Annotated in this window: 33 protein-coding genes and 1 pseudogene; 11 read left to right on the top strand and 23 right to left on the bottom strand. The window is 57.0% G+C overall.

Annotated elements, in window-relative coordinates:
• Positions 1–141: 141 nt before the first annotated feature.
• From F2S13_RS04450 to F2S13_RS04480, 8 genes and pseudogenes are all read left to right on the top strand, one after another.
• Entirely contained in the window at positions 142–894 is a 753-nt protein-coding gene (locus tag F2S13_RS04450; RefSeq protein ID WP_166359261.1) for a tetratricopeptide repeat protein, read from the top strand.
• Between the two features lie 539 nt (positions 895–1,433).
• Positions 1,434–2,219, top strand: a complete 786-nt coding sequence (locus tag F2S13_RS04455; RefSeq protein WP_166359262.1) for a sulfite exporter TauE/SafE family protein — start codon at positions 1,434–1,436, stop codon at positions 2,217–2,219.
• A gap of 7 nt (positions 2,220–2,226) precedes the next feature.
• Positions 2,227–2,379: pseudogene (locus F2S13_RS29325) on the top strand (NADP-dependent 3-hydroxy acid dehydrogenase); the annotation flags it as partial.
• Between the two features lie 516 nt (positions 2,380–2,895).
• Complete coding sequence (locus F2S13_RS04460) at positions 2,896–3,222, top strand: DUF3077 domain-containing protein (RefSeq protein ID WP_166359263.1); 327 nt, start codon at positions 2,896–2,898, stop codon at positions 3,220–3,222.
• A 127-nt stretch (positions 3,223–3,349) separates the two neighbouring features.
• Positions 3,350–3,676: a hypothetical protein gene (locus F2S13_RS04465; RefSeq protein WP_166359363.1), complete on the top strand. Its 327-nt coding sequence runs from the start codon at positions 3,350–3,352 to the stop codon at positions 3,674–3,676.
• 232 nt (positions 3,677–3,908) lie between these two features.
• On the top strand, positions 3,909–4,187 hold the full coding sequence (locus F2S13_RS04470; protein WP_166359264.1) for a DUF2790 domain-containing protein: 279 nt from the start codon (positions 3,909–3,911) through the stop codon (positions 4,185–4,187).
• Between the two features lie 277 nt (positions 4,188–4,464).
• A complete protein-coding gene (locus F2S13_RS04475; protein ID WP_166359265.1) occupies positions 4,465–5,118 on the top strand; it encodes a hypothetical protein in 654 nt (217 codons plus the stop codon).
• Positions 5,119–5,201: 83 nt separating this feature from the next.
• Positions 5,202–5,408: a co-regulatory protein PtrA N-terminal domain-containing protein gene (locus F2S13_RS04480; RefSeq protein ID WP_166359266.1), complete on the top strand. Its 207-nt coding sequence runs from the start codon at positions 5,202–5,204 to the stop codon at positions 5,406–5,408.
• Between the two features lie 107 nt (positions 5,409–5,515).
• Here F2S13_RS04480 and F2S13_RS04485 read toward each other — a convergent pair whose 3' ends face one another.
• Entirely contained in the window at positions 5,516–5,761 is a 246-nt protein-coding gene (locus tag F2S13_RS04485; protein WP_166359267.1) for a type II toxin-antitoxin system Phd/YefM family antitoxin, read from the bottom strand.
• 653 nt (positions 5,762–6,414) lie between these two features.
• Here F2S13_RS04485 and F2S13_RS04490 point away from each other — a divergent pair.
• Positions 6,415–6,630: a hypothetical protein gene (locus tag F2S13_RS04490; RefSeq protein WP_166359268.1), complete on the top strand. Its 216-nt coding sequence runs from the start codon at positions 6,415–6,417 to the stop codon at positions 6,628–6,630.
• Positions 6,631–6,818: 188 nt separating this feature from the next.
• Positions 6,819–7,520 (top strand): hypothetical protein, encoded by a 702-nt coding sequence (locus tag F2S13_RS04495; RefSeq protein WP_166359269.1) that lies wholly within the window; start codon positions 6,819–6,821, stop codon positions 7,518–7,520.
• 82 nt (positions 7,521–7,602) lie between these two features.
• Here the strand turns inward: F2S13_RS04495 and F2S13_RS04500 are convergent, their stop codons facing one another.
• Positions 7,603–8,496 carry a hypothetical protein gene (locus tag F2S13_RS04500; protein WP_178118979.1) on the bottom strand — a complete coding sequence of 298 codons (894 nt, stop codon included), beginning with the start codon at positions 8,494–8,496 and terminating at the stop codon, positions 7,603–7,605.
• Positions 8,497–8,776: 280 nt separating this feature from the next.
• Positions 8,777–10,120 carry a PIN-like domain-containing protein gene (locus F2S13_RS04505; protein ID WP_166359270.1) on the bottom strand — a complete coding sequence of 448 codons (1,344 nt, stop codon included), beginning with the start codon at positions 10,118–10,120 and terminating at the stop codon, positions 8,777–8,779.
• A 405-nt stretch (positions 10,121–10,525) separates the two neighbouring features.
• Here F2S13_RS04505 and F2S13_RS04510 point away from each other — a divergent pair, with 405 nt between their 5' ends.
• The gene (locus tag F2S13_RS04510; RefSeq protein ID WP_166359271.1) at positions 10,526–10,846 is read left to right on the top strand and encodes a hypothetical protein; all 321 of its coding nucleotides are present in this window, start codon (positions 10,526–10,528) and stop codon (positions 10,844–10,846) included.
• On the opposite strand, the gene F2S13_RS04515 is transcribed toward F2S13_RS04510, so the two are convergent.
• From F2S13_RS04515 to F2S13_RS04610, 20 genes are all read right to left on the bottom strand, one after another.
• Complete coding sequence (locus F2S13_RS04515) at positions 10,847–11,368, bottom strand: DUF2514 domain-containing protein (protein WP_166359272.1); 522 nt, start codon at positions 11,366–11,368, stop codon at positions 10,847–10,849.
• Positions 11,365–11,859: a glycoside hydrolase family 24 protein gene (locus F2S13_RS04520; RefSeq protein ID WP_166359273.1), complete on the bottom strand. Its 495-nt coding sequence runs from the start codon at positions 11,857–11,859 to the stop codon at positions 11,365–11,367. The genes F2S13_RS04515 and F2S13_RS04520 overlap by 4 nt, the downstream gene beginning before the upstream one ends.
• Positions 11,860–11,918: 59 nt before the next feature.
• Positions 11,919–12,314 (bottom strand): tail fiber assembly protein, encoded by a 396-nt coding sequence (locus tag F2S13_RS04525; RefSeq protein WP_166359274.1) that lies wholly within the window; start codon positions 12,312–12,314, stop codon positions 11,919–11,921.
• Positions 12,311–13,462: a glycine-rich domain-containing protein gene (locus F2S13_RS04530; RefSeq protein ID WP_166359275.1), complete on the bottom strand. Its 1,152-nt coding sequence runs from the start codon at positions 13,460–13,462 to the stop codon at positions 12,311–12,313. Before F2S13_RS04530 ends, F2S13_RS04525 begins: the two co-directional genes overlap by 4 nt.
• Positions 13,462–14,070, bottom strand: a complete 609-nt coding sequence (locus F2S13_RS04535) for a YmfQ family protein (protein ID WP_166359276.1) — start codon at positions 14,068–14,070, stop codon at positions 13,462–13,464. Before F2S13_RS04535 ends, F2S13_RS04530 begins: the two co-directional genes overlap by 1 nt.
• On the bottom strand, positions 14,058–15,098 hold the full coding sequence (locus F2S13_RS04540) for a baseplate J/gp47 family protein (protein WP_166359277.1): 1,041 nt from the start codon (positions 15,096–15,098) through the stop codon (positions 14,058–14,060). The genes F2S13_RS04535 and F2S13_RS04540 overlap by 13 nt, the downstream gene beginning before the upstream one ends.
• Positions 15,088–15,486, bottom strand: coding sequence for a phage GP46 family protein (locus F2S13_RS04545; RefSeq protein WP_166359278.1), 399 nt, complete (start codon positions 15,484–15,486; stop codon positions 15,088–15,090). The genes F2S13_RS04540 and F2S13_RS04545 overlap by 11 nt, the downstream gene beginning before the upstream one ends.
• Complete coding sequence (locus tag F2S13_RS04550) at positions 15,483–15,995, bottom strand: phage baseplate assembly protein V (protein ID WP_166359279.1); 513 nt, start codon at positions 15,993–15,995, stop codon at positions 15,483–15,485. The genes F2S13_RS04545 and F2S13_RS04550 overlap by 4 nt, the downstream gene beginning before the upstream one ends.
• On the bottom strand, positions 15,992–17,107 hold the full coding sequence (locus F2S13_RS04555; RefSeq protein WP_166359280.1) for a phage baseplate assembly protein: 1,116 nt from the start codon (positions 17,105–17,107) through the stop codon (positions 15,992–15,994). The genes F2S13_RS04550 and F2S13_RS04555 overlap by 4 nt, the downstream gene beginning before the upstream one ends.
• 2 nt (positions 17,108–17,109) lie before the next feature.
• Complete coding sequence (locus F2S13_RS04560; RefSeq protein ID WP_166359281.1) at positions 17,110–18,414, bottom strand: DNA circularization protein; 1,305 nt, start codon at positions 18,412–18,414, stop codon at positions 17,110–17,112.
• Entirely contained in the window at positions 18,411–20,474 is a 2,064-nt protein-coding gene (locus F2S13_RS04565) for a phage tail tape measure protein (RefSeq protein ID WP_166359282.1), read from the bottom strand. The genes F2S13_RS04560 and F2S13_RS04565 overlap by 4 nt, the downstream gene beginning before the upstream one ends.
• Positions 20,475–20,604: 130 nt before the next feature.
• Positions 20,605–20,889 (bottom strand): phage tail assembly protein, encoded by a 285-nt coding sequence (locus F2S13_RS04570; protein ID WP_166359283.1) that lies wholly within the window; start codon positions 20,887–20,889, stop codon positions 20,605–20,607.
• The gene (locus F2S13_RS04575; protein ID WP_166359284.1) at positions 20,886–21,233 is read right to left on the bottom strand and encodes a phage tail tube protein; all 348 of its coding nucleotides are present in this window, start codon (positions 21,231–21,233) and stop codon (positions 20,886–20,888) included. Before F2S13_RS04575 ends, F2S13_RS04570 begins: the two co-directional genes overlap by 4 nt.
• Before the next feature lie 61 nt (positions 21,234–21,294).
• Positions 21,295–22,791 (bottom strand): phage tail sheath subtilisin-like domain-containing protein, encoded by a 1,497-nt coding sequence (locus F2S13_RS04580; RefSeq protein WP_166359285.1) that lies wholly within the window; start codon positions 22,789–22,791, stop codon positions 21,295–21,297.
• The gene (locus tag F2S13_RS04585; RefSeq protein WP_166359286.1) at positions 22,791–22,973 is read right to left on the bottom strand and encodes a DUF2635 domain-containing protein; all 183 of its coding nucleotides are present in this window, start codon (positions 22,971–22,973) and stop codon (positions 22,791–22,793) included. Before F2S13_RS04585 ends, F2S13_RS04580 begins: the two co-directional genes overlap by 1 nt.
• Positions 22,970–23,560, bottom strand: a complete 591-nt coding sequence (locus F2S13_RS04590; protein WP_166359287.1) for a phage tail terminator protein — start codon at positions 23,558–23,560, stop codon at positions 22,970–22,972. Before F2S13_RS04590 ends, F2S13_RS04585 begins: the two co-directional genes overlap by 4 nt.
• 28 nt (positions 23,561–23,588) lie before the next feature.
• Positions 23,589–24,110, bottom strand: coding sequence for a hypothetical protein (locus tag F2S13_RS04595; protein ID WP_166359288.1), 522 nt, complete (start codon positions 24,108–24,110; stop codon positions 23,589–23,591).
• A complete protein-coding gene (locus F2S13_RS04600; protein ID WP_218583817.1) occupies positions 24,103–24,486 on the bottom strand; it encodes a head-tail adaptor protein in 384 nt (127 codons plus the stop codon). The genes F2S13_RS04595 and F2S13_RS04600 overlap by 8 nt, the downstream gene beginning before the upstream one ends.
• A gap of 2 nt (positions 24,487–24,488) precedes the next feature.
• Complete coding sequence (locus F2S13_RS04605) at positions 24,489–25,040, bottom strand: hypothetical protein (RefSeq protein WP_166359289.1); 552 nt, start codon at positions 25,038–25,040, stop codon at positions 24,489–24,491.
• A 3-nt stretch (positions 25,041–25,043) separates the two neighbouring features.
• Positions 25,044–25,358 carry a hypothetical protein gene (locus tag F2S13_RS04610; protein ID WP_166359290.1) on the bottom strand — a complete coding sequence of 105 codons (315 nt, stop codon included), beginning with the start codon at positions 25,356–25,358 and terminating at the stop codon, positions 25,044–25,046.
• Between the last annotated feature and the right edge of the window lie 6 nt (positions 25,359–25,364).

Consider the following 25,364-nt stretch of genomic DNA (forward strand, 5'->3'; position numbering starts at 1 on the left):
GGCCCTGCTCGGCCGCTGCGCAAATTATCGTTGCAGAGGCCGCGCCAGCGGGAACTTCAGGGTATGGGTCCGGTCGATAGAAGCCCCGTCATCCGCGATGACGGGACAGGCGAACCACCCCCAGCCGAGCCCATCCCCTGAATGCAAACCAAGAGTCTTCTGCCGAGTCTCGTCCTGGCGCTCTGCGCTGCCGCATCGCTGTGCTCGGTCGTCGCCTGCGCGCAAAGTAACAACGCATCAACCATCCTGATAGAAACCGCCTCGCAACAGTACGAAGCTGGCCAGCTGGACCAGGCCGCTGCCTCGCTGGAGCGTGCGCTGCAAATCCAGCCGAACAATCCCGCGACGCTGCACTACCTCGGTGTATTGCGTCTTCAGCAGGGCCAGTACCAGCAGGCCGAAGCGCTGGCAATGCGCTCCAACCTGCAGGTTGGTCGTAACGTCCAGTTACGCAACCGCAACATCCAATTGATCCAGGCGGCGCAGAAGGCCCTGGCGCCCAATACCTCACCCAGCGCCGAAGAGATCCGGATTGCAGCACTGCAAGCCCGGGAAGCGAAGCTCGCCTGGCGCCGCGAAGCAGACACCGCGGTTGTTCTGCAATCCGCCCCGGAAACCGAACAGGCCGCTGCCGACCTCGCTTCCGCACAGGCAGAGTGGGGATCGGAAGCACAGACGGTTGGCGGGCCACATGGCGAAGGAGAGCTTCAAATGACCTCCTCCGAGCCAGAATACGAATTCGACGAATCGGATATCCCCCGCGGCCATTGGCCGCCTCCGGGCAAATGCCGAATCTGGTTTCCTGACCGCCCGCCGGGGCATCAGCCTAAACCCGGGAGCTGCAAGAAGCTGAAGCATCGGGTTCCGTATGGGGCTTATTTGGTGCGTGGTTGAGTTCGCGATTTCCCGCCGAAAACAGGGCCTGTTCCGGGCCCCTCTGAACATGCAAAGCCCGCTTCACGCCACGCTTCAATCTCCCCCAATCCCGCCGACGACTTCGCTCTGGTCAATACCTCTCGACCATTCAATCTGATAAGAAATTCGGAACTTTAGGATGTCTCCTACAAACTTTTTATTGCGTATTTGATATCGTCAGCATGAATCCACACTTATAAAAATAATTACACACTAGAGCCTGACTCCCTGCACCCCCAACAAAAGCCAATCCATCCAGTCGACATTAAACAGTACAAAAGCCAAACATACAAAGGCACCACTTAACCTCCTGTATATCTAGGACATTAGATGTGCTCACGCACCTTACACAAAAAACAAAACATCAAATCACCTTAAAAATAAAAACAACTACAGAGCACTTACCAGCAACTATTGATTGCTCCCCCCGGGATGGCTACGAGCCGCAGAACGATGGCGTCGAGCACTTGTACGAAGTCCGTTCTTGATTTCTCCACTCACCAATGACAGGTATCGCTATGGAACTGCTGGGATCGTATTGGGCTGAACACTGGATATTCGCAATCCTGCTGCTGGGAGCCATCGCCTTTGTCGCCGGCTTTGTCGACAGCATCGCCGGTGGCGGCGGGCTGTTTCTGGTACCGGGCTTTCTGCTGGTGGGCCTGCCCCCGCAAGTCGCCCTGGGCCAGGAAAAACTGGTCAGCACCCTGGGCACCCTCGCTGCCATCAGAAACTTTCTGGTCAACAGCAAGATGGTCTGGAAGGTCGCACTGATCGGGGTACCGTTTTCACTGCTGGGTGCCTACCTGGGCGCACACCTGATCATTTCCATCTCGCAGGAGACCGTCGGAAAAATCATCCTGGCGTTGATCCCCATCGGCATCCTGATCTTCCTCACCCCAAAGGATCGCCCGGTCCAGGAACACATCTTGAGCGATCGCGTGCTCTTTACCGTGGTGCCTTTGACCTGCCTGACCATAGGTTTCTACGACGGCTTTTTCGGACCCGGCACCGGCAGCATGTTCATCATCGCCTTCCACTACCTGCTGAAGATGGACCTGGTCTCCAGCTCAGCCAATTCCAAGACCTTCAACTTCGCCTCGAACATCGGCGCGCTGGTGGCGTTCGTGATGGCCGGTAAAGTGATCTACCTGCTGGCCTTGCCCCTGGTGGCCTGCAACATCCTCGGCAACCACGTCGGCAGCGCGCTGGCTATCCGCAAGGGCAACGATGTGGTGCGCAAAGTGCTGGTGCTGTCGATGCTCTGCCTGTTCGCCAGCCTCGGCGTGAAATACCTGGGTTGAGGCGTGATACAAGGATGTCGATGCCATTCGACCGGAGGACCTGGCGAACACAGTGTCATGGATAGCTCAGCAGCCGGGGCATATGAACATCAACTCGATCGAGATCATGCCGGTGGCGCAGACCTACTCGGCTTTGAGTGTTGCGCGTAACTTGTGCTGATTCAGATTGTTCAGGCTGGATTCCCTTCTTGGCGGGTTCGGCCTTTTCGTTCTCCTTGCCGTCCCACAGTCACCTCCCCCTCTCCCCGTTGCCGATGATGTGTTCCTCAATACATTGAGATTGCGCTCGATCGGGTTTGAAGACGCGTTGAATTGCACCCTCTTAAACGAAATTCAAGACGAAATTCTTTCTTGATTTTGAATTAAGGAATTATCCTACAACCCGTGTCGCCCTCCTGGCGGTTGCGTCGCTTTGGTCTGCACTCTAGGCTCGTTCGGTCGCTGAAAATCAGCGGCCGAGCGTGCAAGCTCGAGTGAAAGCAGAAACAAAGCAACGCCATAGCCTTCTTCGGAGTACTTCCTTCGCGAAGTGTTTTATGGCGGCTGTGCGTGGGAGGTCTTCGGGCCTGCCGGGTTTCCTGTGTTTCCTCGGTCTTGCACACCTGCGCACAGCTGCCACCTATTCGTGTGCAAGCGAAAAGTGGTAGCTCCTATTACGAACCACAGGAGCTTCATTATGATCAAAATCGTTCCCGATCCACCCTCAAGTGAAAACCTCTACAAAACCGTGGCGACCGCCTTCGGTACGTGTGATGCCGGGCATGGGCCTTTGTTTTCCGTATGCGCCGGGATTAATGCTGAAGATGCCTTGGTGCATGCTTCGCTGTCGCTCAAATGCGCGCGAGAAACGACCTACCACATGTGCATGATCGAGCCCGCTGCGAACCAGGGATTGTTGTGGTCGACGTTGCATTCCATTGAGATGGCCAAGGCGCTGGTCGATGCGGTGATCGATGGGATTGAAAGCGAGGGGAATCGGCGTGAGGCTAAAGCCGAGAGCTGAGTTTTCCATTCTTTTCTCGTGAGACGTTTGCCAGCAAGGCTCGATGTTGAGATTTGCTGGCAATCTACTTCAATCACACATCAATACTTTTAGCGCGGCCATTTCAGCGCGATCCAACAAGGTGATCATGAAAGCACTTTCCCTCTCCGCGATGCTCTTGGCCATCACGACCGGACAGGCGCTCGCCTCCAGTCCTCAGCAATGGGCTGAGTTCGATAAACAAGTTGTTGCCTCGTGCACCAAGGCGAGCCAGCTCAAGGAGGCCAAGGCTGTGGGTCGTATAGCGCAGTTTGATGATCGGGTCGGTTATGTGGCGGTGCTTCTGCAGGGGCGGTACCCCCAGGCTCATATGAAGAACCAGGTAGGTCGGGAACTGTGTCTGTTCGACAAGAAAAACAAGACGGCTTTCGTTACTGAATGGGATTCGGTCATGCCTGTGAATAGGCAAAGATAGAGCGAGAGATTCGTCATGACATGTCATGACCTCATTCAGGAAAGGGGTTTGGCCCAACAAATACGGCGTCTAAAGGACGAATGGTCGAGAGGTGTCAAGCGCGGGGAATTGTCGGGAGCCTGAAGCCACTACAGGCGACTCAGATCGGTGCGTTCGTCGCGGTGGAGTGAACTTCACTTTCACCGAGTGTCACATGAAGTCCTTGTCAAGCGAATGTCAGAGGTACAGCCTTATGAGCATGGCCACAGTTGTCAGTGCCGTGATTTCGAGTCTCGCACCAAGTGTCTTCGACCAGAACGGCCTACAAGAACCCGGCGCGCATGTCTCAGCCGTCGAATACCACTATGGAATGGAAATCGATGTGCACAGGGTATTACAGCGCACCGATACATCCGATAAGACGGGCGTGGTACCGGTGACCCTGGTCTACGAAGACAGCTTGGGTGAGGTTCACAAAATCCGTTTCCTCGAATGGGGCGCAAGCCCAGCCAACCCCTCCAGCATTGCCTGATCCGCTCGCCGATAGAATTCTGGGCCACGCCTGCCCCCCAGAAGCGATAGTTAAACCTCATATGCACTAAGTGCGAATGATGTTTTTGTTTACCTGAAAATGGACATGATCGAATGATTGAAAGTTCATTCGTGAAAATCGCTGTTATCTTGCCGGCGTAATGTCGCAAGATTAATTGATAAAAATTGCTGGAACTTGATTGCAATCAGCAACGGCAAACTCCAATTAAGCCGTGCTGAGAGCCATATTGATTCACTATTGAAGCCAAGAGGTAACCATGGAACTTAGTATGTTTTCTTCGTCCACCGTGGAATATTTGCGTTTGGGCGTTGTATATTTTCATCTTATCGCCTGCTGCGTGGCAATTGGGCTGGTTTTGACCAGTGACATTGCAATGGTCAAGCAACTCCTGAAGGGGGATGCTTCAGATCACCACGATGACGCGCATATGGAAAGTCTTCAAAAAACCGTAGTGCTTGCACTTGTAGCTCTTTGGATTACGGGCATTGGTATTGTCGGGATAGATTATGCCGGCAAGGGGATGGAGTATTTCCTCAATCCAAAATTGCAAGCCAAAATCGGGATAGTTGTGCTATTGACCTTTAATGGCTTCCTGTTGCATAGCGCTATATTGCCCGCTCTGAAAAAAGCCGGATCGTTACTGAAACTCTCCTTCAGCCTGCGCATGCTGGCCCTGTTCTCGGGGGCGCTCTCTGCTGTCTCATGGCTATATGCTGCAATGCTGGGTGTTGGTCGTCCGCTGGCTTGGAAGTACTCGCTAGTGGAGTTGCTGGCAGCCTATCCGGTTCTCATCGTCGGTGGATTCGGGATGATGGTACTGCTCACTGCCTGGGCAAAAGGCAGAGGCACTGAAGGGCGCATGGAGCAAGGCACCTGGGCAGAAAGAAACACCGCCCTGGCGGGATGGTGAGGCCAGGTTGAACAAGGAAGTTCAGCTTTAGCAAATAAAATCCGTTTTTAGCAGTTCACAAAGTTTCACTAGAGGATACCCAAATGAAATCCATGAAAGCTCTCTTCGTAGTCGCCACTCTGACCGCTTCTTCTCTGGCTATGGCCACAGGTGGCGGTGATCGGTCCTTTGCACGCATGGAGGCGGCCCGGAAAGTTTCGATGGAAGCTTTCCAGGCTGCACAGAAACAGAAGGCTGAAGCCGCTGTAGCTGAAAGCAAAGCCAAGGCGGCCAATCGCGCCAACGGCTGATCCGTGTAGCGCGCCCCTCAAAAAAAGGGGACACCCATTAGCCGGTCTCAAGTCAAGGCTAATGGGTGTCCCCTTTCCCATCAGATGCAGAAGGCAGGTACGCAAGCTTACAGATCATCCAGCCCCACGGGCACTGCCATTTCGTGGCGACGAGCACATACCAATTCTGCCAAATCCAAGTCATCCAGCCGCTCCATCATCGCCTCAAACACTTCCGCAGGGACCATATAGCCCATGACACGATTATGGTTGAGCACTGCAACCGCTCTACCCTGAGCCCCACTCAACACCGCCGAAGGATTTTTCTTCAGCTCAGATACGCTGACTGCGATATCGGCCAAAACGCGCTGCATGATCAAGACTCCAATTCAGGTTTTTATATTGGTCATAATCACCCTCCCCATCAACCTGGGTTGAAGAAAGAGACGCCCGCAGAGCACAGCACTTTGCTGATAAACTAGGCCGTTGCTCCATTTGCCCAAATCGCAATCCTCCCGCTCCAATGCAGACGCCCCTGATGCCCCTGACGAACACCCCAATCTCAAGCCCAGAACCCTCCCGCCGCTTCAGCGTGGCCCCGATGATGGATCGAATCGATTATATTAAAAATATCTTATATTTCAGCACTTTATAGACAGGTAAATTCTTGCTGTAGCAAAAATTAAGCAGAGATACGAGAGCCCCCTTGGCAATCGACATTTTTTCACACGAGAGTCCGTCCCATCCAAGACAGTCCCGACTGGCATCCTGGCCTAAGGCAATCGTTGATAGACCAGGACAGCAGTTTTCAAGTCCAGAATCTAAGTCCTATATTTCAATAACTTAAATTGAATTTTGTTCCGCAAATCGGCAAACCGGAAGCCACGTCCGACATTGGGCGCCAAAACCCTTGCGGAACTGATTTCTCGCTCGATGGATGGCTTGTCGACCGCTCAGCGCCCCCATTGCTGATGTTCAAATTCCGTTGGTTTGCTAAGCTCTGAGCTTCTCGAATGGAGTCGAAGTCATGATTGAAAAAAACGCCCTACCTGTTGCCCTTGAGCTGATCAGTGACAACCAGATCGCAATTGCCGCAGCAGTGGAAGAGCTCGCCTTGTGGGTACGGCAGAGCGGATCGCAAAAAATCGCCGACAATGTGCGCGGCGCCTTGGATACCATCGACCGGAATGCCACACTTCTCCAAGAAGCGATTTGTTCGCTCAGAAATGCACACACCGCGTAGCATCGGCGATAGATGATGTTGAACAAATCCAAAGTCGTAACATCGAGGCATTCGGCTACCTTAAATTTTTTCTGACCCAATAATTGCCACTGCTATCTTCCGGTACCTCCAAGCGTATCTACGGCTCAACGCAGTACAAAGAGAAGGTACAGCCAGCATCCTGACAGCCAAAACGCAAAGGTCCGAGATTGATAGACCACAATCGACATATAAAGCAACTAAGACAAGCTGCACCCTACCTAGTCTCATACGCCTTATTCTGCGCATGCATTGACATATATACTTTCTGGTCCAAGTTCAACATAAAACCGTTTGCATACATCGGACTGGGAGAAATAATAACCTACGCAGGAAATGAAATCTTTATTGCCTCCGCATTTGCTATTTTTGTATTATTATTTGAAGCCTTATTCCCCACTACGGAAGCTTCTAAAAAAGAAACAAACCATTTACACAAAGAAATTAAAATCAGATTCTTGCTGGGATCAATCGTTCTTTCCCTTGCAATGTATTTTGATAGCAGACATGAATGGCTAACTGCAATAACCTTCAGCACAATGCTACTTATTGCGAGACCGCTAGCTCAAACTGAAGTATTCTTGAAGGCATTCAGCGCCCCTCCCATAAGAATAGCCTTGACAGCATTCATAGTCTTTCTCCCTGTCAGTTCCATTATGTCTGCAAACTCAAAAGCTAACAAAATTCTGAGTCGGTCTGACAAGCAAGATATGATTCGCCGTGAAGAAGGGCTATGTTCACAAGGATGCATATTGATTGGAAAGATTGGCGATTACTTCCTAGTAATGGGAAACAACAAAAAAACCATCATGATCAAATCTGACAAAATGACAGACTTCGAAATTTATGTGCACGACTTCGGGAAAAGTTAATTTTTCCATTTTTACACTGCCCGCCTCTCGGCGGGCGCCTGTGATACACACATTCCCTTCCATATAAAAAGTCAATATATGTTCAGCCTTGCCCCCCTTCTAGGCTGGCCTTTTTAGCTGGCAACGGAATTTCCATATTATCGCTTAGCGCATTGAAGGCTTTATTCATAGCCTCCTCCATTCTGGCTCCAACTTCTTCCAATTGCTCCTTATAAAAATCAATTTCAGCTGTAAGACCGAGATCACGACGAAACTCTATTATAACTCCGATTTGAAGCATTAGAATCGGCCGTAAATCAGAATACAGCTGCTTGCAGAACTCTATATTCAGCCTATTGTACGTGTCATATGCTTCATCTCTCGCCTCAGCATATTTGTCCGCTTGACCATTATGAAAATCGAAGGCTCTGTTCAAGGCCTCAAAGCGATTGGCGTCAGTGTTAACCTCCTCGACAAACTTATTCATTTCCGCAATAATGCGATTTGTTTCAGCTCGGGATTTTTCATACATCTTGTCATTGATAGATATGCTGCTGCGCGCATCGTGCGCGGGCATCACTCGAACAAGAGCATTCATTTGAAGCTCGCCATACTCGGCTACAAGTTCATTCGCAAGCAAAGCCGTCTTAGGCTCAGCGACAAGCTGTAGCTTTGCTACCCCCCCAGAAAAACTCTGGATTAATTCTTGGCTTTTGAAGTCGGCAGGATCAATATTAGGCAGCGACATTATATGCGCACTGAGCTTTGCCATATCATCCGAAACCTTCAAATAAACTTCCCGCCTTAAATTGGTTATGCGCTCTTTCTTTTTTTCGGCAGCGTCATGAGCCAGCTGAATAACGAGCCTATTGGTATTACTTCGATTGGAAATCAGCACCCCCATTAGCGTGAGTCCAGATGCAATAACACCAGACCAGATGACGGTCGGAATTGACTTAAGAAACTCTATAACTATCACCACCGAATCCAAAAACATCCCCCCCTTCTCTATACCTGTCAAACCAATAAGATTAGTGAGTATCTTCCCTGAGTTCCCTCAGCTTCCGCCAGGCACACTGAATCACGCCAATCGCAGCATCAACTGCAGCTCACACGCCACAGTTGATCAAGACGCGTTGTATAGCTTTCCACCGAAAACGGTCCAGCAGAGCCGAAGGAATCAGTCAGTGCCACCCGACCTGGCACGGCGCCTGAGTTCACTCCCCATCACATCGATGAAGCATGCATTCAACAACACACCCCCAAGGCAAATAGCTTTACTCCTCGCCAGAACCGTCATTAATATTGTTCATTGTATTAATAACCCCCCACATCGCCTTCCTCAACCCAGCCAACTCTTCTTCCAACTCTTTTATAAGCTTATCTACAGAAATGAATTCATGAAGTACTGGCTCAGCCTCTTCTCGCATCACCTGGCTAGAATGGGAGGATAGGCGCTTAACCACTTCCTGCAACATATCGCGCCTCCTCTTTGCCTCTTCCAATCTTCTCTTAAGCTCCAATCCTCTTTCCGAAATTAAATTCTTCTCTTTACTCAGCTCGTCCAATCTCGACGACTTACTATTCCACGGCAGATCAACAAACAATCTAACTTGAGGCTCTTGCCCATCTGCAGCAGTTTTTTCAGAAAGTTTTTTCCACCAGAGATTCCGCTCAATGTCCAATCCATCTGGACGTGTTGAGGGCCATCTATTGAGTACGCTATCCACCATTGCACTTTCGGCTTCTTCCTCTTGCACATCTCGTATTTCATTTACGGCTTGCTCAGATGTTTCTTGATTAAGATAGGTACTAGCGCGCTCCAAAAACCTGTCCGGAGAATACATATAAAACGCTTGGCCGGTAAGGAGGAGAAATTCTTGAATCAATTGCGGCTGAGGCCCAACTGTCTTGCCATTAAACGTAACCCACCAATCATCTTTGACATCACCAGTTACGAATATGACAGGCTTATTCAACTCCTTGGCCTTGTCGATCATTTGCAACCAAACGATATAGTCCCCATATGGTTTGCGCCTCTCCGACAGCAATGGTGACTCGCCACCTTTCTTTACATCATTAAATCCAGGCGGAATTTTTTCCTCATACCTCAGTTTTCCATCAGTTATAACTTGCTCAATTTTTTCTCGGGGATACTCGCTACCAACACGCCCTTTTAAAAGGGGCTCCAACTGATCTTTAATCTCATCTACGTTAATGCGCCTTTCGTGAACCAACTTGTTTTCACCAAGTTCACCAACAAGTTTTTCGAATGTTTTATTACACTCCCCCAATGTAACTGGACTTACAAACGGATGCTGATTCGCGCTTTCTAACGCCTTCCTTAGCGCGTCTGTTTTCCTCATTGCATCGTCATATATCTTTACTTGGTCACCAATTACAGACAACCGATTATTCAAATATTCATAAGCAACTTGGTTCGGCACCCACAACCGATCATTAAGCGCCCCAAATACCTGGAGCAAATCTGAGCGGGTAGAGTCCGAATACCGGTACAGACTGAGGAGGACATTCGCATCCAGAATGAAAAGACAGCTATCCCAGAGTGCCTCTATGTCTGCAGCACCGTTGGCGAAATAGCCTGGAAATTCATTTTTCATCGTCGCCTCCAAAAATATACATTTGATGCACTACGTACAGTGATCAGAAACTACCCTGAGATCCACGATAGCGCCAGTCTTACAACCTATTGACTCTCGGGAACACCAAGGAAAGACGCTTCGTAACCCCACACCCTGTCACGAGTCGATGCCACTACACCCGTCATCTACCTCGGTCGGGCACCGTATGCCAATGTGAACTGATACCCATATCAAGCCCTTTACTGTATAAACAACCAGTGTTACGCTCGCTCCGCTTTGTGCTCAGAGCAGGAGCCGTGGCTGGACTTGCAGGGGATACCTGCGGGTTTGGCGGTCAGCCCAAGTGTTGACGCACTCTGGCTTGCCGCTCCTTTTCATACCGCTGCCCGGTTGAGCAGCGCTCCAGAATTCGGGAGGTGACCAATGGAAACCGATGACGACTTCGGATGCCTGGGAGTGCCCACACCGTTGGAAATGTGGAAGCACCATGCCGAGCTCTTGGCTACCGAGATAGACGACCTGAACGAGTTGCTGCGTCAGGGCCGGGCCAATATCGCCAAGCTGGTGGATATGCAAACACAAGCTGTGGCGGAGAGAGATTCGCTGAGAACCGAGTTGGCCCAGACGAAACTCTTGCTGTCGAGTGCCTACGTGGAGCTCTCGAACTTAAAGAACGATATAGACAGCCGAGGTTTCATGCAGGATCGGGCGACAACTGACCTGCATGCCCGGGGCCTGAGATAGCTAATCGGCGTTAGGACGAGGCTGGGGCAAACTGCTGAAAGCCACCTCACATGCCAGGCCCGCTACTCGGGCGGCGTCGTAAGCCTTTGCCAACTCTCCCGCTCGAGCATCAGCCCTTTTGAGCAGGTCGGAGAGCACCATGGCGGAGCGGGTGGCTGTCTGGCCTCGCTCGGCAGCGCCGGTATATGAGGCGCACCGACTGTCTCCGGCTGCCAGTTTGGCGGCTGCAATGTGCAGGCGCTGACCAGCAGCGTCGGCATCAATAGCATCAATAGCCGCCACCTGGTTCTGTTCTCGTGCATTGCTTCCTGCTCGATTAATTGCCGTTTGCCGGCGTTGCTCTTCCGCCCGAGCGGATGTTTCGGCTGCCACACGGGCCTTGGCCTGAAATTCCCCCTGCTCCGCCCAACGTGCCTCCCATTCGTTGTTGGATGTGCTACGGCCATGCTGATACGCGCCGTATCCAAGCCCCAGCAGCAGAGACAGGAGCATGCCGATGCTGAGCAGCCGCCCCACGCTCATGTGAGCCTCCCGCCGGCCGCGATATAGCAAGCGATCAAATCATTGAGCTTGTGCTCTCGCTGCCCATAACCCGCCTCTGGCAGGCTGGCCCAAATGTTTCGGCATTTCGCGATTGCGGCGGCGATACGACCGGCGTGCACATCCGGCAGCGCCCGGCACTCCTGGATGTGTTGCAATGCCAGCTTGTCCTGGCTGATTGGACTGAAGTCGGGCAGTTTCAACAGGTCGCGATAGTGCGGCCAATCCTTCTTCATCTGCTGGTATCGGCCGGCAGCCGTCGACCTCAGTCCTTTGCGGTTGACGGTTACCAGCACGCCCGGGTGATCGGCATAGCTGGTGAAGATGTTCGGACTGTCGATGCCGCCGACGATGACGTCATAGCCATCGTTGTGGGTGTGCTTGCTGGTTGAGGTTCCTTCTGACCAGGCCAGCATGTCGAGGAAAGCGAGCGCGTTTTTACTGCCCGCCAGTGAATCGGATATCTTGGCCATGCTTTTCTCCAGGCAAAATTAAGCCCGCTCGGAGCGGGCTCTATCCACGAAATCTGGTATTAGGCTGGCGCAACGGGCCACTCAATGGCCTGCGGGTAACCTGTCTGCTCAACTACACGACTCAATGCGATTCGGTATTTTTTCCAAAGCTTGAGCCTAGCGATTTCCTCTTCAGTAGCCTCGTCGAGGTCAATCGCATCTTGAAGGGGTGCTATAGCGTCGTCCGCTACCTTTCGCTCAGCCATCAACCGCCCTTGAGCCCTCGCCAACAGCTCCTCGGCCGAGGGTGGTGGTGGCGGCGAAAAAGCCTGCCCATCGAACAACCACCCTTCCTCCGGCATAGGATGCTCGCCCGTAATATCCACGATGGTGATGTTGGGCGCGAACTCTGGCGGCTCTTCAGATTCAAACTTCCAATGCAGCAGGCCGTCTTGGATATACGCATAAATATTCATTGCTGATTCCACTCCACCAGAACAAAACCTTTACTGCCGGGCGCCCCCACTGTTCTGCAACCGCCACCACCACCGGCGCCGTAACCTCCTCCCTGAGCTGCCGCGACGGAACCCGCACGCAGGCTGCCAAAACCGCCAGCACCGAATGCCGAGCTGCCACCGGAGCCGCCCTGTTCCGCAGACGTTGCTGAGGGGTTGTAAGCTTGACCGCCACCGCCGGCCACGATGCTGCCGCTGCCGCCGCCACCGGAGCCACCAGCACCCGCAGAGGCTCCACCGCCGCCGCCAGGCGCGCTCAATAGGGCGCCGAAGGAGGAAGCCCCACCGGCCACACCAGCGGCTCCGGCAGCCTGCCCGCCAGTACCCGCCCCTCCTACAGTCACCGTAATTGCAGCTAAGGGCGTTACGGCAATGGGCACACGGAGCCCCGAAGCACCGCCCCCGCCACCACCGCCCGCAGAAGAGACATCAAAATAAGCCGCGCCACCTCCACCGCCTCCACACAAGGTCACATACACCGAAGTGACCCCGGCCGGCACGTTGAACGTGCCATTGGCCGAGAACATTTGTGAGCCACAGTTCTTTAATTGAGTCAACGTAACCGCATGTTGAGACTTGGTTGCGGCTGCGACCTGTAGTGCGCCGTTTTCGCAGGACAGCAGCACGTAAGCGCCTGCACCACCCCACGACGCGCTGTTCCAGACCACCGTACAGATCCCGCCAGCGACAACTTCACCCCCTTGAAGCGCCAGACCGGCCAAACCAATCAAGTTTGCTAAACCGGTTCCGTCATTGAACGTGGAAGAGGAGGTATTGGTATTTGCCGCTATGAATCGCAGCACCCGACCACTGACCCGGCTGGTAATGGCCGGAGTAAAGGCCGCCACATAGGCATTGACCGCGCCCGTATCCAAGGCGTAACTGGCGGTACTGGCTTGACCAATCGTGCGAATCGCCCTCACTAGCTGGGTTAAATCCGCCTCGGATGGGGAAAGTCCGGCTGCCTGAATCACTGCCAGAATCTCTTGGGTGACAGCAGTTCCCCATGCCGCCGGAATCAGTGAGCCTACTTGACCCGTACCCGTGTTTTCATCGACAAACACGCCGCCAACCAGCCCAACGTTCGGCACGCTTTTCGGAAAATCCATTAATCGCTCTCCCCGTAATTGATAAATTCCAACGTATGCGCAGGCGCGCTGCGCCGGATGACACACTCCAGCGCACCGCTGGGATTAGCGCCAAATCGTTCGCCCCAGAAGCTCGCCCCAAAGCGCCGCCCCAGCCGGCGGCGCGGCCCGGAATTGAGGGTCCACATAAACTGCGCCGACCAAGTGCCGAAGTGGGCCTTGCCAAAGCGAGACCGACCGAAGCGCGGCGCCCGGTGCTCGGTCACACTGGCCTGTGGATAGCCTTGAGCAACAGCCAGCTCAATGAAGAAGCTGATGCTCTGCCCGCCTACCGCAACCAGCCGCCGGCGTACCGCCAGCCGACGATCCTCGAACGCAGGGCTCGCACCGAGGCATGGATCAGGCAGGTTCATCACCGCTTCCCAGTCCGGCACCAGCTCGTTGACGCCATCCGCGGCCATCTCGTTGAGCAGGTCAAAAGCTCGGGTATCGATGCGGGCAAACTCCTGGGCGACACCGGTCAATACCAGGTCGATTTCTGGCACCTGCTCCGGGTCCCAGGCCGGGCCCTGCGGCAATAGCGCGCGCAGTTGGTCCTTGTATTCCTCGGCCGTCCTTATGGCAGCCATACACACCCCCCATAGGTCAGCAGCTGATTAGTGGTCGCAGGCACATTGGCGGCCGGAGCCGTCAACACGTGGTCCGTTTCGCCGACCGCACCGCTGATGGCTTCGCGGATATGGGTGATCAGCAGGGTGTCGCCCAAGCCAGCTTCACGGTTGTGCAAGTCGAGCAACTGCGCCTCTACCTTGGCACGCACAACGGTGGTGTCAGGGGTCAAGCGCAGGCTGTAAGCCACCGGTACCGGTACTGGGGGGAGTACATAGAGCTCGCCGGTTACCGGCCGCCGTGCCTCGACATAGGCCTTGACCTCGGCCAGCTGCGCTGCATTTGGGATCGGATTGGCATCGTCATCCCGCGTGAAGAACAACCCAACGGTGCCGGGCCCCATGTAATTGCGCCGACACCAGGCGCGAGTGACCCCGACGCACTCCAGCGCCCAAGTCTCGTAATCCTCTGCATCACCCCCATGAGGAATCACCTGATAGGAGCGGATCACCCGCGCCCGCAATGACTCAACGCTCTCTCGGGCAACGCCTCCAGCCAGCCCGGGGGCCTGGACGGTGAAGGTACTGTCGATGCCTTCCACCGGCTGGACCAAGGTCATGGTCATGCCGGGGTCTGCATTGCCCAAGGCACCGCCGTCGACGGCTTCAACTGTGGTGGTATTGGTACCCGCCGTCGTAATCAAGCCTGTGGTGACACGGTACGAGCGTCCGTCGCCGAACTGCAGGACGGTGTCAACATTGAGCACGGCGCCTGCTGCTGCAAGAAAGCTGACCGAACCTTGGGCCGGCTGCGCTGCCTTGCGCGGCTGTTTAAGGCGTATGACAGCCAGGCGCTCGAGCGTTTCCTCATCGGCGGTGTCCGGTAGTACCTGCTCGACGATCCAATTCAAATATCCATACAGGCCGAACGCGGTACCACCCAAGGCGCGGGACAGCACTTGGGCATCGGATTGGCGCAAGGCATCGCTGGCCAGCTCATTTTGTGTGCGGCTGATCAGCGCCGGTAACGACGGCGTTTCAAACGGCATAGATCACCTGCCAGAGTTGGTTTGCGTTGATGTCCAGGCGGCGCCCGCCGGGAAGAGTCAGGGCCACGGCCAGGTTTAGTCGGTTGATGTCCACCTTTTCGCTAGCCACTTCGATGCCGGACACATGGCCGTCGTCGAGTAGCCATTGCAGCGCTTCGTGGGCATAGAATTCGGCATCGCGCTGGGTCTGGGCGGTCAGCCTGACCCTGCGCAACAACCACAACCGCGAACCGATCCGATCATCGGCCACCGCCGGGAAGCTGTCGCCCCACCAGCCGTAGCGTTCATCGTCGTCTACCGGATCGTCAGGACCCGCCCGGCGCCAGGTGAATAGGCTGATCACCACGGTGCGGGTCAGCGAGTCTTCGAGGCTTCCGGTCAGGTTCATGTCGATCCACCGATGGCTGCACCACTCTGCCCGCTGCCCACCTGCACGCCACCATGGGGGTGATGGATCTGACTGACACCGCCGGCGACCTGGTCACCCTGCGAAACGATCTCGCCGCTCTGGGTGATCTGTGGCGTGTCGAAGTTCACTGCCTTACTGGCCCGGATGTTCAGGGTGCCGGTCTCGATGTCGATGACCCGCCCGCGCTTGAAGTGGATTCGATCACCTTCGTCGGTGTAGATGGCCACCTCCCCCGGTTTCAGTGATTGCAGGCGATAACGCCGATCCGCGACCACGAGCAGTACGCCATGTGAGCGATCGCCGCCGAGAAACGCGGCGATCCCTTCGGCGCCAGCCTGGGGGTGGCTGGTGAAACCATAGGGCTCGAAGTGTTCCATATTGCCCTTGACCTCATTAGCGGTCAGACGCATTTGCAACGTTTGCAACTTGTTGGCCGAATTCGCCAGCACCACGGTGCCGCGGGCCAACATGCGGGTCAGGAGGCTCATGTCTTTTTGTCCCAGTCCGGAGGTAGCAGGTATTCGAAGTTGTCGCCGTTGCCGCCTTTTTTCACTTTGCGTTTCTTGTGCGGGTCCAGCGGTTCAGGCTCAAAGCCGTCTGGTGGGCCAACGACCAGGGTGGTGGTCGTGCCCTGGTCACTGAGGGAATAGGTCACCTCGGCAATCAGCATGTCGCGGTCAAAGCCGATCAACGGATCGACTACCCGCACCAGCATGTTGTGGCGCCAGAGCGCGCCGTTGGATTGCCGCCAACCTTGCACCTTGTAGGTGGTGGTCAGTGCCTTGCCGATGCGGTTGCCACGCTCCCAGTTGGCCCGGCTCTGGGCCAGCTCAGGAGTCATCTGCCCGGATTCGTGAATGATCAGGGCACGCTTGCGCGTGGTGCGGTCATCACTGACCGAGGCCGACACCTCGGAGGCCTGCTGGCCGAACTCACTGTCGGTACCACTGCGCTGGCCGAGCACCTGGTATTCGGAAAACACACCGGAGAAGTCCAGCGGCGCACTGCCGCTCAATACATTCTTGCCCAGCTCCAGCACATCCATGGCGCGACCTTGACTGCCCGGCCGGGCTAGCACTACCGCGCCCTGCGCGTCGTCGGTGGAGAACACCCGAAACAAGGTCAACAACCGGTCGATGGACTCAAACACCGTTTCGCCGGGCTCGATCGTGTGATCGGAGAGTTTGCCGGTTTCCGCGATCTCACTGCGCACCGGCAACCCGTAAGGTGCGGCCAAGGCCGAAACGATGTTCAGCACGCCCTGCCCGCTCCATTGCCCGGGCTTATTCACCGCCGCGCAGTCCACCAGGTCGGCAGTCAGCGATCGACCGGAGACCGACAGGCTGATTTGCTTGTCGTCGTAGTTGATTGGCGTGGCGAAGACCCAGCCGGTCAGCACCAGGTCGTTGCCGATCCTGACTTCACACTTTGCCCCCTGCCTGATGGGTACGGCGACGGTTTGACCCGGCCAGCGCCAGGTGATGCCCAAAGTGAAATCCCGCGCTTGCCGCTCAAGCCCTGCCGAGATTTCCACGGTTTTCCAGCCGCCATAATCCAGACCGTCGACGGTAAGGGTGACGGTGTTCGCTGTATCGGGCATGTCTACTCCTGGGCGACTTTCAGGGCAACCGGCGGCACAAAGCCGGGATGACGGACGCGATTGCGCTGCACGACCTCGCCGGCCCGGGTGGCATCGCCGAAACGGCAGTAGGCCAGCACGAGCGCAGGTAAGGTTTCTGCGGGAGAAATCTCCACCAGACGCACACCCGAGGCGGCTACAACTGTCAGGTGCTGGGCCAGCGCCTGACGTAAGGTGGCGAGCGCCTGAAAGTGCTGCGGGTCGGCCTTCAGAGACGCCTCCCAGATGGCGTCATTCAAGGTGTCACGCAGCGTCAGGACTTCATCAGCCACCGGCACTTCGGGCCGCTCGACCGGTTGCACCACCTGCTGGGCCAGCGAGGGTGTCGACGCCACCGATTCCGGCTGGGTGGCCACCGGCATCTGCGCGACCACACCAGCGACCTGCACTAGCAACGCGTCCTGAACCAGATTGGCCGCCGCTTGCGCAGCAGAGCCGGTGTCCATCCCGCTGCTCTGGCTGACCGTATTGATGCTAGCGACGTCTTCGGCGTGCTGGGTGGACGTGGCCACGGCAGCGCGGTAATCGGGAGCCTCGCCAGCTCTGGTGCCGGTGCTGGTGCTGCTAGAGCTGCTGGAACTGGAACTGAAACTGCGCGAGCTGGAAGAACCAGTGCCTCCGAAGTAGCTGTAAAACAGTGAGTTCAAGGATGACGGCGAATTGACCAGTGACTGGGCGAGACCATTGGCACCGCCGAAGATCCCCGCCAACGGCGCAAATTGCCGCTGGATCACCCCGAACACACCGGAGACGCTGCCGCGCAGACTGTTCAGGTTGATGCGCGCCTGATCGACTTTAGCCATGGCCGTCGAATACCGCCCCAACGCCGAACTCAACAATCCCTGTGACGACTTGCTTACCTGCTGCTGGCTGTTCACCGTCGCGGTCGGAAACTTGCGCGGTCTATCCGGGTAGAAGGTCAGGTCGAAGCGGGCCATGCCGCCTTCGCGCCGGTCGTGCTGCAGCTCGCACTCCCCGGCCTGCACCTGCATGCGGCCGAGCCAGGGGTGGACCAGCTCGCCCGGGCCTTCGGCCTCCAACGCTTCCAGTAGCTTGTCGCGGCGAGCAAAGCAATCCGGGCCGATCACATAGGCCGTGAGTTTGTGCACCTGGGATTGTTTGCCCAGCGCTTCGAAGTACGGATCATCGCGCTGCGGGTATTCATGCAGCTGCCCTTTGCGGCCGACTGGCACCCCGGCCTGGTCTACCACGAAGCTGACGCCGCGAAACGATGCGGGCAACAAGCTATCCCGCCAGGTCGTAGTCATTGCCTGCCTCCTGCGCCAATGGTTCGATAGCCGACGTTGGGTGTGACACTCAGCCCAGGCTGGTTGGTTTTCGCGGGCTCAACGCGCAGGCCGGGCGGTGCGTTCTCAAAGCGCATTACCATCTCGCCCTGTAGTTTGGTCTGAGTGTTGGCCGCTGTTTGCTGGATCAGGCTGCCCGGTGTCAGGGTCTGTCCTGGCGTCTGCAGCAGCCGACCAGGGCTCAGATCCTGTGCTGGTGCCTGCAGCAGCCGACCAGGACTCAGATCCTGTTCTGGCGCCTGCAGCAGCCGACCAGGACTAAGATTCTGTTCTGGTGCCCGCAGCAGCCGACCAGGGCTCAGATCCTGATCCGGCGCCTGCAGCAGGCTGCGGGCGCGCGCCGCCTCTGGGGCACTCAGGTCTTGCGCGGTTTGGGCTGCATCGCTTCGCAGAAATGCTCCCGTGCCACCACCGACGCCGGCGTTGCGCACCTTTTGCTCCTCAGCCATCTGCGTGACTTTGGCGGTGATCCCCGGACCACCGTCGTTCAGCCCCATGAACTTCAGGATGGGCTCGAGCAACGGCTTGATCTTGGCCCACAGCTCCCCGAAATAAGCCACGATGGGGTCCCAGTTCTCCATGATCATTCCAAGTGGAGTCCAGGCGAACACCGACTTCAGGAAGTCCATGAAGGGTACCGCCAAAGCTTTGATCAGCTCCCAGAGAGCCGTGAAAAACGGTCCGACCTTGTCCCAGTTGGCCACGATCAACCCTGCCGCTGCGGCGATCCCAATGGCGATGATCCCCACCGGGGTCGCAGCGAATGCCACGCCCATCAACTTGGTCGCCACCGTCGCGCCTAAAACCGCCAGACGCACCGCGGTGAACGCGACACCGGCGATGGCCAAGCCGCGTACCAGGTTGGGGTTGGCCGAGATCAATGCCCCGATATAGCTCAGCGCCGGGGCCAAGGCATCAATGGCGAGGTTCAAGCCCGGCAGCAAGGCCTCACCCAGTGCCCGGGCGACGCCCTCGATCGTGTTGCGCAAAAGCTGCAGGTTGTTGGCTGTGGTCGCCGCCCGAGAAGCGTATTCCTTCTGCATCGAGCCGCCGTAAATGGTCGAATCCCCAACCGCGGTGAAGTTTGCCTTCAAGATGTCCAGGCTGGTGAGCAACTGCGAAATCGGCTTGATCGATTCACGCCCGAAAAGCTGAGTCATCACTGCGGCTTGCTTGCTGGGATCGACTTTGCTGATCGCGGTGAGAACCGTGAGGATCGTCCCCTGCGCGTCCTTCTGCATACCCTTGGCGAGATTCGCGGAATCAAGGCGAAGCGACTTAAAGGCTTGTTGTTGCTGCTTGGTCGCCGCCGAACCCGCCGTAAGTGTCAGCATGAAATTCTGGAGCCCGGTTCCGGCCACGTCCTGCGCCACCCCCACCTTATCGAGGGTTGCTGCCATGGCCGCGACCTGGCCAGCTGCCAGGCCCGCCACAGAACCCAATGAACCCACGGATGTAACGATGCTGGCCACCGTACTGGCCTTGGCCCCAGTGTTGCCGAGATAGTTGACCTGGTCAGCCAAGGCGCCTACTTCAGGCTGCGTCATCTTGAATGCGGCGCGCCACTTGGCCATCATGTCGCCACTTTCTTCGGCGGTCTGATCAAAGGCCACTCCCATCTTCACCGCCGCCTCGGCAAAGCCCAGCAGCTCATCACGAGCGATGCCAGACTGGCCACCCGCCGCAACGATCTTGGCAATATCGCCGGCCGCCATGGGCAAACGTTCGGACATGCGCCCGATGTCATCACCCATCTGCTTGAACTGCTGCGGCGTGTCGAAATCGACCACCTTCTTCACATCGGCCATCTGCGACTCGAAATCGATCGCCGCCTTGACGCCAACTACAAAGGGCGCCGCCAACGCGCCCCCGGTGACCAGATCCTGAAAGCCGATTTTGCCCAGGCCAGTTTTCTCCAGGCCCTTCTGGAAACTGGAAATGTTCTTGCGGATACCAGCCAGCTTGGGCGAGAGCTTGTCGACGCCGGTGATCAGCGCCTTCAGCTGAAACTTGTCTGCCATCGTCGCACCTACTGAGTATTGGCGATCCGCTGGGCGTGCTCCAGCGATTCAAGGAACACGTCCAACGTTCGGGCCATGACCTGCTCCGGATCGATCTTCCAGAACCAGGCCACGTCGTAGACCAATGCAATCAGGTCTGCGACGGACTCGATGCCGTACTCATGAAAAAACCCGCGACCTCCCAACTCAGCGAATTGAGATCGGCTAGGTCCAGCTGGTTTACGGACGTCGGTGGAATGCCGCCACACACCGCGATGTACTTGGCGGCCACGTCCATATCCAGCGAGACAGCCTCGTCTTTGTCGATCTTGTAGGGCAACGCCTTAATGGCCCGGACTTCCTGGACCGTGGGCCGGCGCAGTTTCAGCTCAGCGATCAACTCGTCATGAGCCTCGATGGGTGTAGATAGCTTCATTGCCAGGTCCCCTTGTTGCCGTCAAATTGCAGTTCAATGGTGCCGTCGTCGCCCTTGGAGCTGGGCTCGTCGACCAGGTACGCGCCGGAAAGGACGTACACCTTGCCGTTCTTGAATTCGCAGGTGACGGTCATATCGGTGCCGCTGACCAGCGCCTTCAACGGGAAATCCGAGGTGTGCACCGCCGAGACCTTCAGGTACGGCGCGAGGTCCTCTTCCTTGTAGTAGCCCGGCACCACCGTCTCCCGCTTTTTGTCCGACAGCGGCGCTTCGCAGCCACCGGTGATGGTCAACTGGGCGCCGTCCACCTTGACGTAGCAGGTGCCCGCAACTTTTTGACCCATGGTCATGTTCTCCAGAATGAAAAAGCCCGCTCTGGGCGGGCTCGGATGTGCGTCGGCTGCTTCAAGCCGCAGCGTCGTACTGCAGGCGGAACTGGTTGAGCAACGCGAACACGCGCAAGCCGTTGATGTAGTCCGGCGGGAACAGCACGTTGACCCGGCTCGGGTCGTTGCCGTCACGCTCAACGATCAGGTGCTCGGCGAACAATTCGGCGTTTTCCACGTGGCCTTCCTGCTCGAGCTTGGCGTACTGCGCGATCAGCTCGCCGCGAATCGTGCTCGGCGTGACGATCGGCTGACCGGCGCCGAAGCGGGTCCCGTCACTGGCCAGCTTGTGCCGGCCATACTTGCTGGTGATCACGCCCTGCAGTCGGCGAATGATGAAGGCCGACTGGTGCATCGTTTCGCTGTCCAGGTAGGAGTTATCCGCCTGGCCGAAGGCGTTTTTCTGGTAGGTGGTGATCGAGCGCTGAATGCGCAGGTAGCCACCTTCGTAGTACGCCGTGGCCATGCCGTAGCTGAGCAACGACTGACGCTCGGTCAAAGTGAAGCGCCCACTTGGCGGTGCCGGATCTAGCCCTGGCATGCTACCGCTCTGCGTGGGCCGGCTGGCATCCGCCGAAATGAACACAGCAGTGCGCGCCGTCCACGACGCAGCCTGTACCCACACAGGCTGCGGCACACCTGGCTCCACCGATTGGATGGTCATGTGCTGGTCGTTGCGCGCTTGCCCTGCCGCGACTAGCGTGCCCAGGGTGCCGCGCTTGGCCGAGTAAACATGACCGAACAGCTGCTTGGACCAGGACCAGCGCCCCGCGCTGTCGCTCATCGCCAATTGCCAGGCATCGAGCGTGGTGGTATCCGACCAGGGCACGCACATGAACTCGAACGGCTCATCACCCAGTGCCGCCAGCGCAGCCACCTGGTCGGGCGTACCGACACCGCCGGTCATCGCCGTCGCCACCACGGTCAAGCCCGCTGGCGTGAACTCGCCGTTGGCCTTGCCTAGCCGGTTTTGCTGCAGGGCGATGTCGTTGCCGCTGTCGCCCTTCCACTTGCAGGTCAGGGTGACCACGCCGGCAGCCGCCACCGCCGTTACCGGCAGAGCCACCGCGGCGTTGATCTGCGCGGCCAGTGCCGTTGCCGCCTGGGTCGGGGTCGACGTGTTGATCACGTTGGCCTGGACCCGCACCCCGCCGACGTACAGATTGAGCAGACCGGCCTCGGTGGCCGTGCCTGTGATGGTCACCGTGGCCGTCGCGGCAGTACCGGTGGAAGCTTTCAGTGGCAGGCACCACACCTCACCCACCGGATCGACCTTGCGCCAAGCGTCGTACATGGCGGCGAGCATGGAGCCCTGACCGCCGATGTTCTTGGCCAGTGCCAGGCTGGGCACCAGCACCAGCGAGCCGATCTCCGCAGCCGAAGCGGCATCGTTGACTTGGCCGACGATCAACCGGCGCATGGACGACGACGCGCTGTTGGCCGCCGAGTTGTCCATTTCCGCGTAGAACAGTGGAACCCGCATATCTGCCGGAATGTTGCTGAAGCCAATGGACATTATTCAGCCTCCCCCTTCTTTGGCGCTTTCACCGCCTGGATAGTGATGTCGCCATCGTCGAGGCGGCGCCGCCACCAGACGTTGTCGATGACTTCCCGTCCTTCGACGGGCAACAAGTCGCCCGTCTCGGGGTCGGGCACGGCGCGGCCAGGGGCCGGCACCACAGTGATGCGGTTGGTCATGGTGTTACGTCTCCTGAGAAAGTCGCTTCGATACGCCCGTCCGGGCCGGGGGGTTGCAGGTTGGGGTCGGCAGGATCAATGCAGTCCATGCGGATGGTTGCGCCGGCGAAGGGTGGCAGGCCGTCGAGTTCGTATTCGTGCCAGGTTTCGGCGGGGTCGTGGCTGTCATTGCGCCCGAGCTGGAAGCCCGCAGAGAAGCTGAAGCGATAGACCACCCTGGCACGGTTGATCAGCACCAGCCCGCCGCCGCCATAGACAATTGGCTCGTATTCGGGCGCCGGTTTCCAGCCCACCAGCGCCTTCCACAACTCCTTGCGAAACTCATGGACCAGATCAGCCGCTTGCTGGCCACGTTCGTCCTTGGTGTCCATCGCCAGGACAACGTTGAAGCGATCCTTGATGTCCTGGCGGACGCCGGTCTGCAGATCGTTGTCGTCGGCCTCATCGTCGACGGCAATGACATAGGCCGATGGGTTGTGCAGCAGGACCGACTCAGCAACGGCATCCAGATCGATGCCACCCGAAACCCGATCATGCAGGCTCGGGCAGTACTCGCGCAGGTGCGCGATAACCGGGGTGATTTTCATGGGGTTTCCAAACAGATGATGGAACGGGTCAGTCCAGCGCTGCTGCGAAAGCAGCAGACAGAATGGCTTGCACCTGCGATTTGCTGTCCTGCAAGGCGTCTTCCATGTAGTTGGCCCGCGGAGTAATCCGCCAGGCACCCGCCGCTCGCTCAGCCAAGGCAGCGGCACGCACGCCCTTTGCCCTGCGATTCGCCTTGCCCTTCCCCTTGCCCGGGGCCAGGGGCTGCAACCGTCGCCCCTGCTTTACACCGTAGTGCAGATAGGCCGGGTAGAAGTCCTTCATAGAGCTGGTCTTGCGGGGAGCCACTTTGACCAGGAAGCCCGCACGCGAAACCTTGAATTTGATCGACTCCAGCGTGGTGCCCGTGCGGTTGACCGGGTAATCACCCTGGCCCCGCGCCAGCGCCAGGTTCAGTTGCGCCCGCTGCGCAACCAGCTTGCCGGCCTTGCGCATACCGGCCTTGATCTTCTTGCGGTCGAAAATGTCTTGGCCGAACTGATCAAAGCCCTCGATGTGCAGATAGCCGTTAAGGGACGCTGAGTTAGCCATACAAGCCTCCTGCCGACTGCTCCGGCCCCAACTCCTCTACCTCAAGCACCGAAAAGCGTCGGCTACCGTTCATGTCAGCAACGCGGCGCACGCGGTAGATTTTTACCCCATGCAGTACTTCGTGGGATTCACTGAGACCGTCCAGGAAGTGCAGAATTACCCGATGGGTGACTTTGGCATCAATCTGCAGACCCGCCACGTAGATCGCCGTGCCGACCGGTTCGATCTTGGCCCAACGCCACTTTTCTTCGGTGAATACGGAGTCCAGCCCAAAGTCAGCGGCCGGCAGATCACTGCGTAATCGCAACTTGATGCGGCGGTTCAGCTCGCCGGCGCCGGGCTCACGCATCCTTGCAACGTTACCAACTGTGGCCATAGTCAAAACCTCGGCGGAACGGTGATGTCAGCCAACAGATGATCGAGGAAAGATGACGGCAACTCAGTGAGCATCTGCCCGACCACCAACGTCTCGCGCTGCTGGTAAGCAGTTGCCGCCGACATCAATAGCCAACTGAGCACACTCGGGTAGGCTGCCAAGTCCACGCCCGCTTGGTAGCGAATGCGCAACACACCTGCAGGGCGACCAGCCCCGAAGTGCAGAAAGCTTTCCCGGCTGCCCTGTCGCAAATCGAAAGGGCCTGTTTGATCAAGCAGACTGCCATCGGGCTGAACCACAGCCAGCGACGACACTTCGGTCGCCTGACCAATGTCCAGGGCATGGCCCGTCAGGTAGTGCTCGGGCCAATCCTCGACATAACTGGCCTGCCGAATCGCCGCCCCCGTTTTTGCTTCACAGAATGCAGTCACCCCCGGGATGATAATTTGCTCAACTAACTCGGGCTGCATGTCTTCCGGCTCGATCCGGCACTGAAAAGCAACCTGCGCCATGGTCATTACCGGTGGTCCGGTATAGGCGATTCGGCGGGCCATGATTTAGGGCTTCTCGTCTGGGTCGATCGGATCAACCTGCTCGACCGGAGCAATTGCATCTACCGGATCGATTGGTTCAATTGGATCGACAGCAGCGGCTACTTCCTGCTTGTCGGGAGCGTCCGGCACTCTCTCTCCTGCACCTTTTCTGCCGGATGAGGCACGGCCGGTTTTTTCAACGGGTTTCGGGGCTGCATACAGCGTGGCCCGACCGCTTTCGATCAGGACCTCGGCCGCATCACCGTCAAAGCCTGCGGTTTCCCCAATGGCATAGCCACGCCATTCCTTCCTGAAGGTGACGATTATCAAATCGCTCATGATGGT

Source organism: Pseudomonas akapageensis (assembly GCF_011355085.1).
GTDB lineage: Bacteria > Pseudomonadota > Gammaproteobacteria > Pseudomonadales > Pseudomonadaceae > Aquipseudomonas > Aquipseudomonas akapageensis.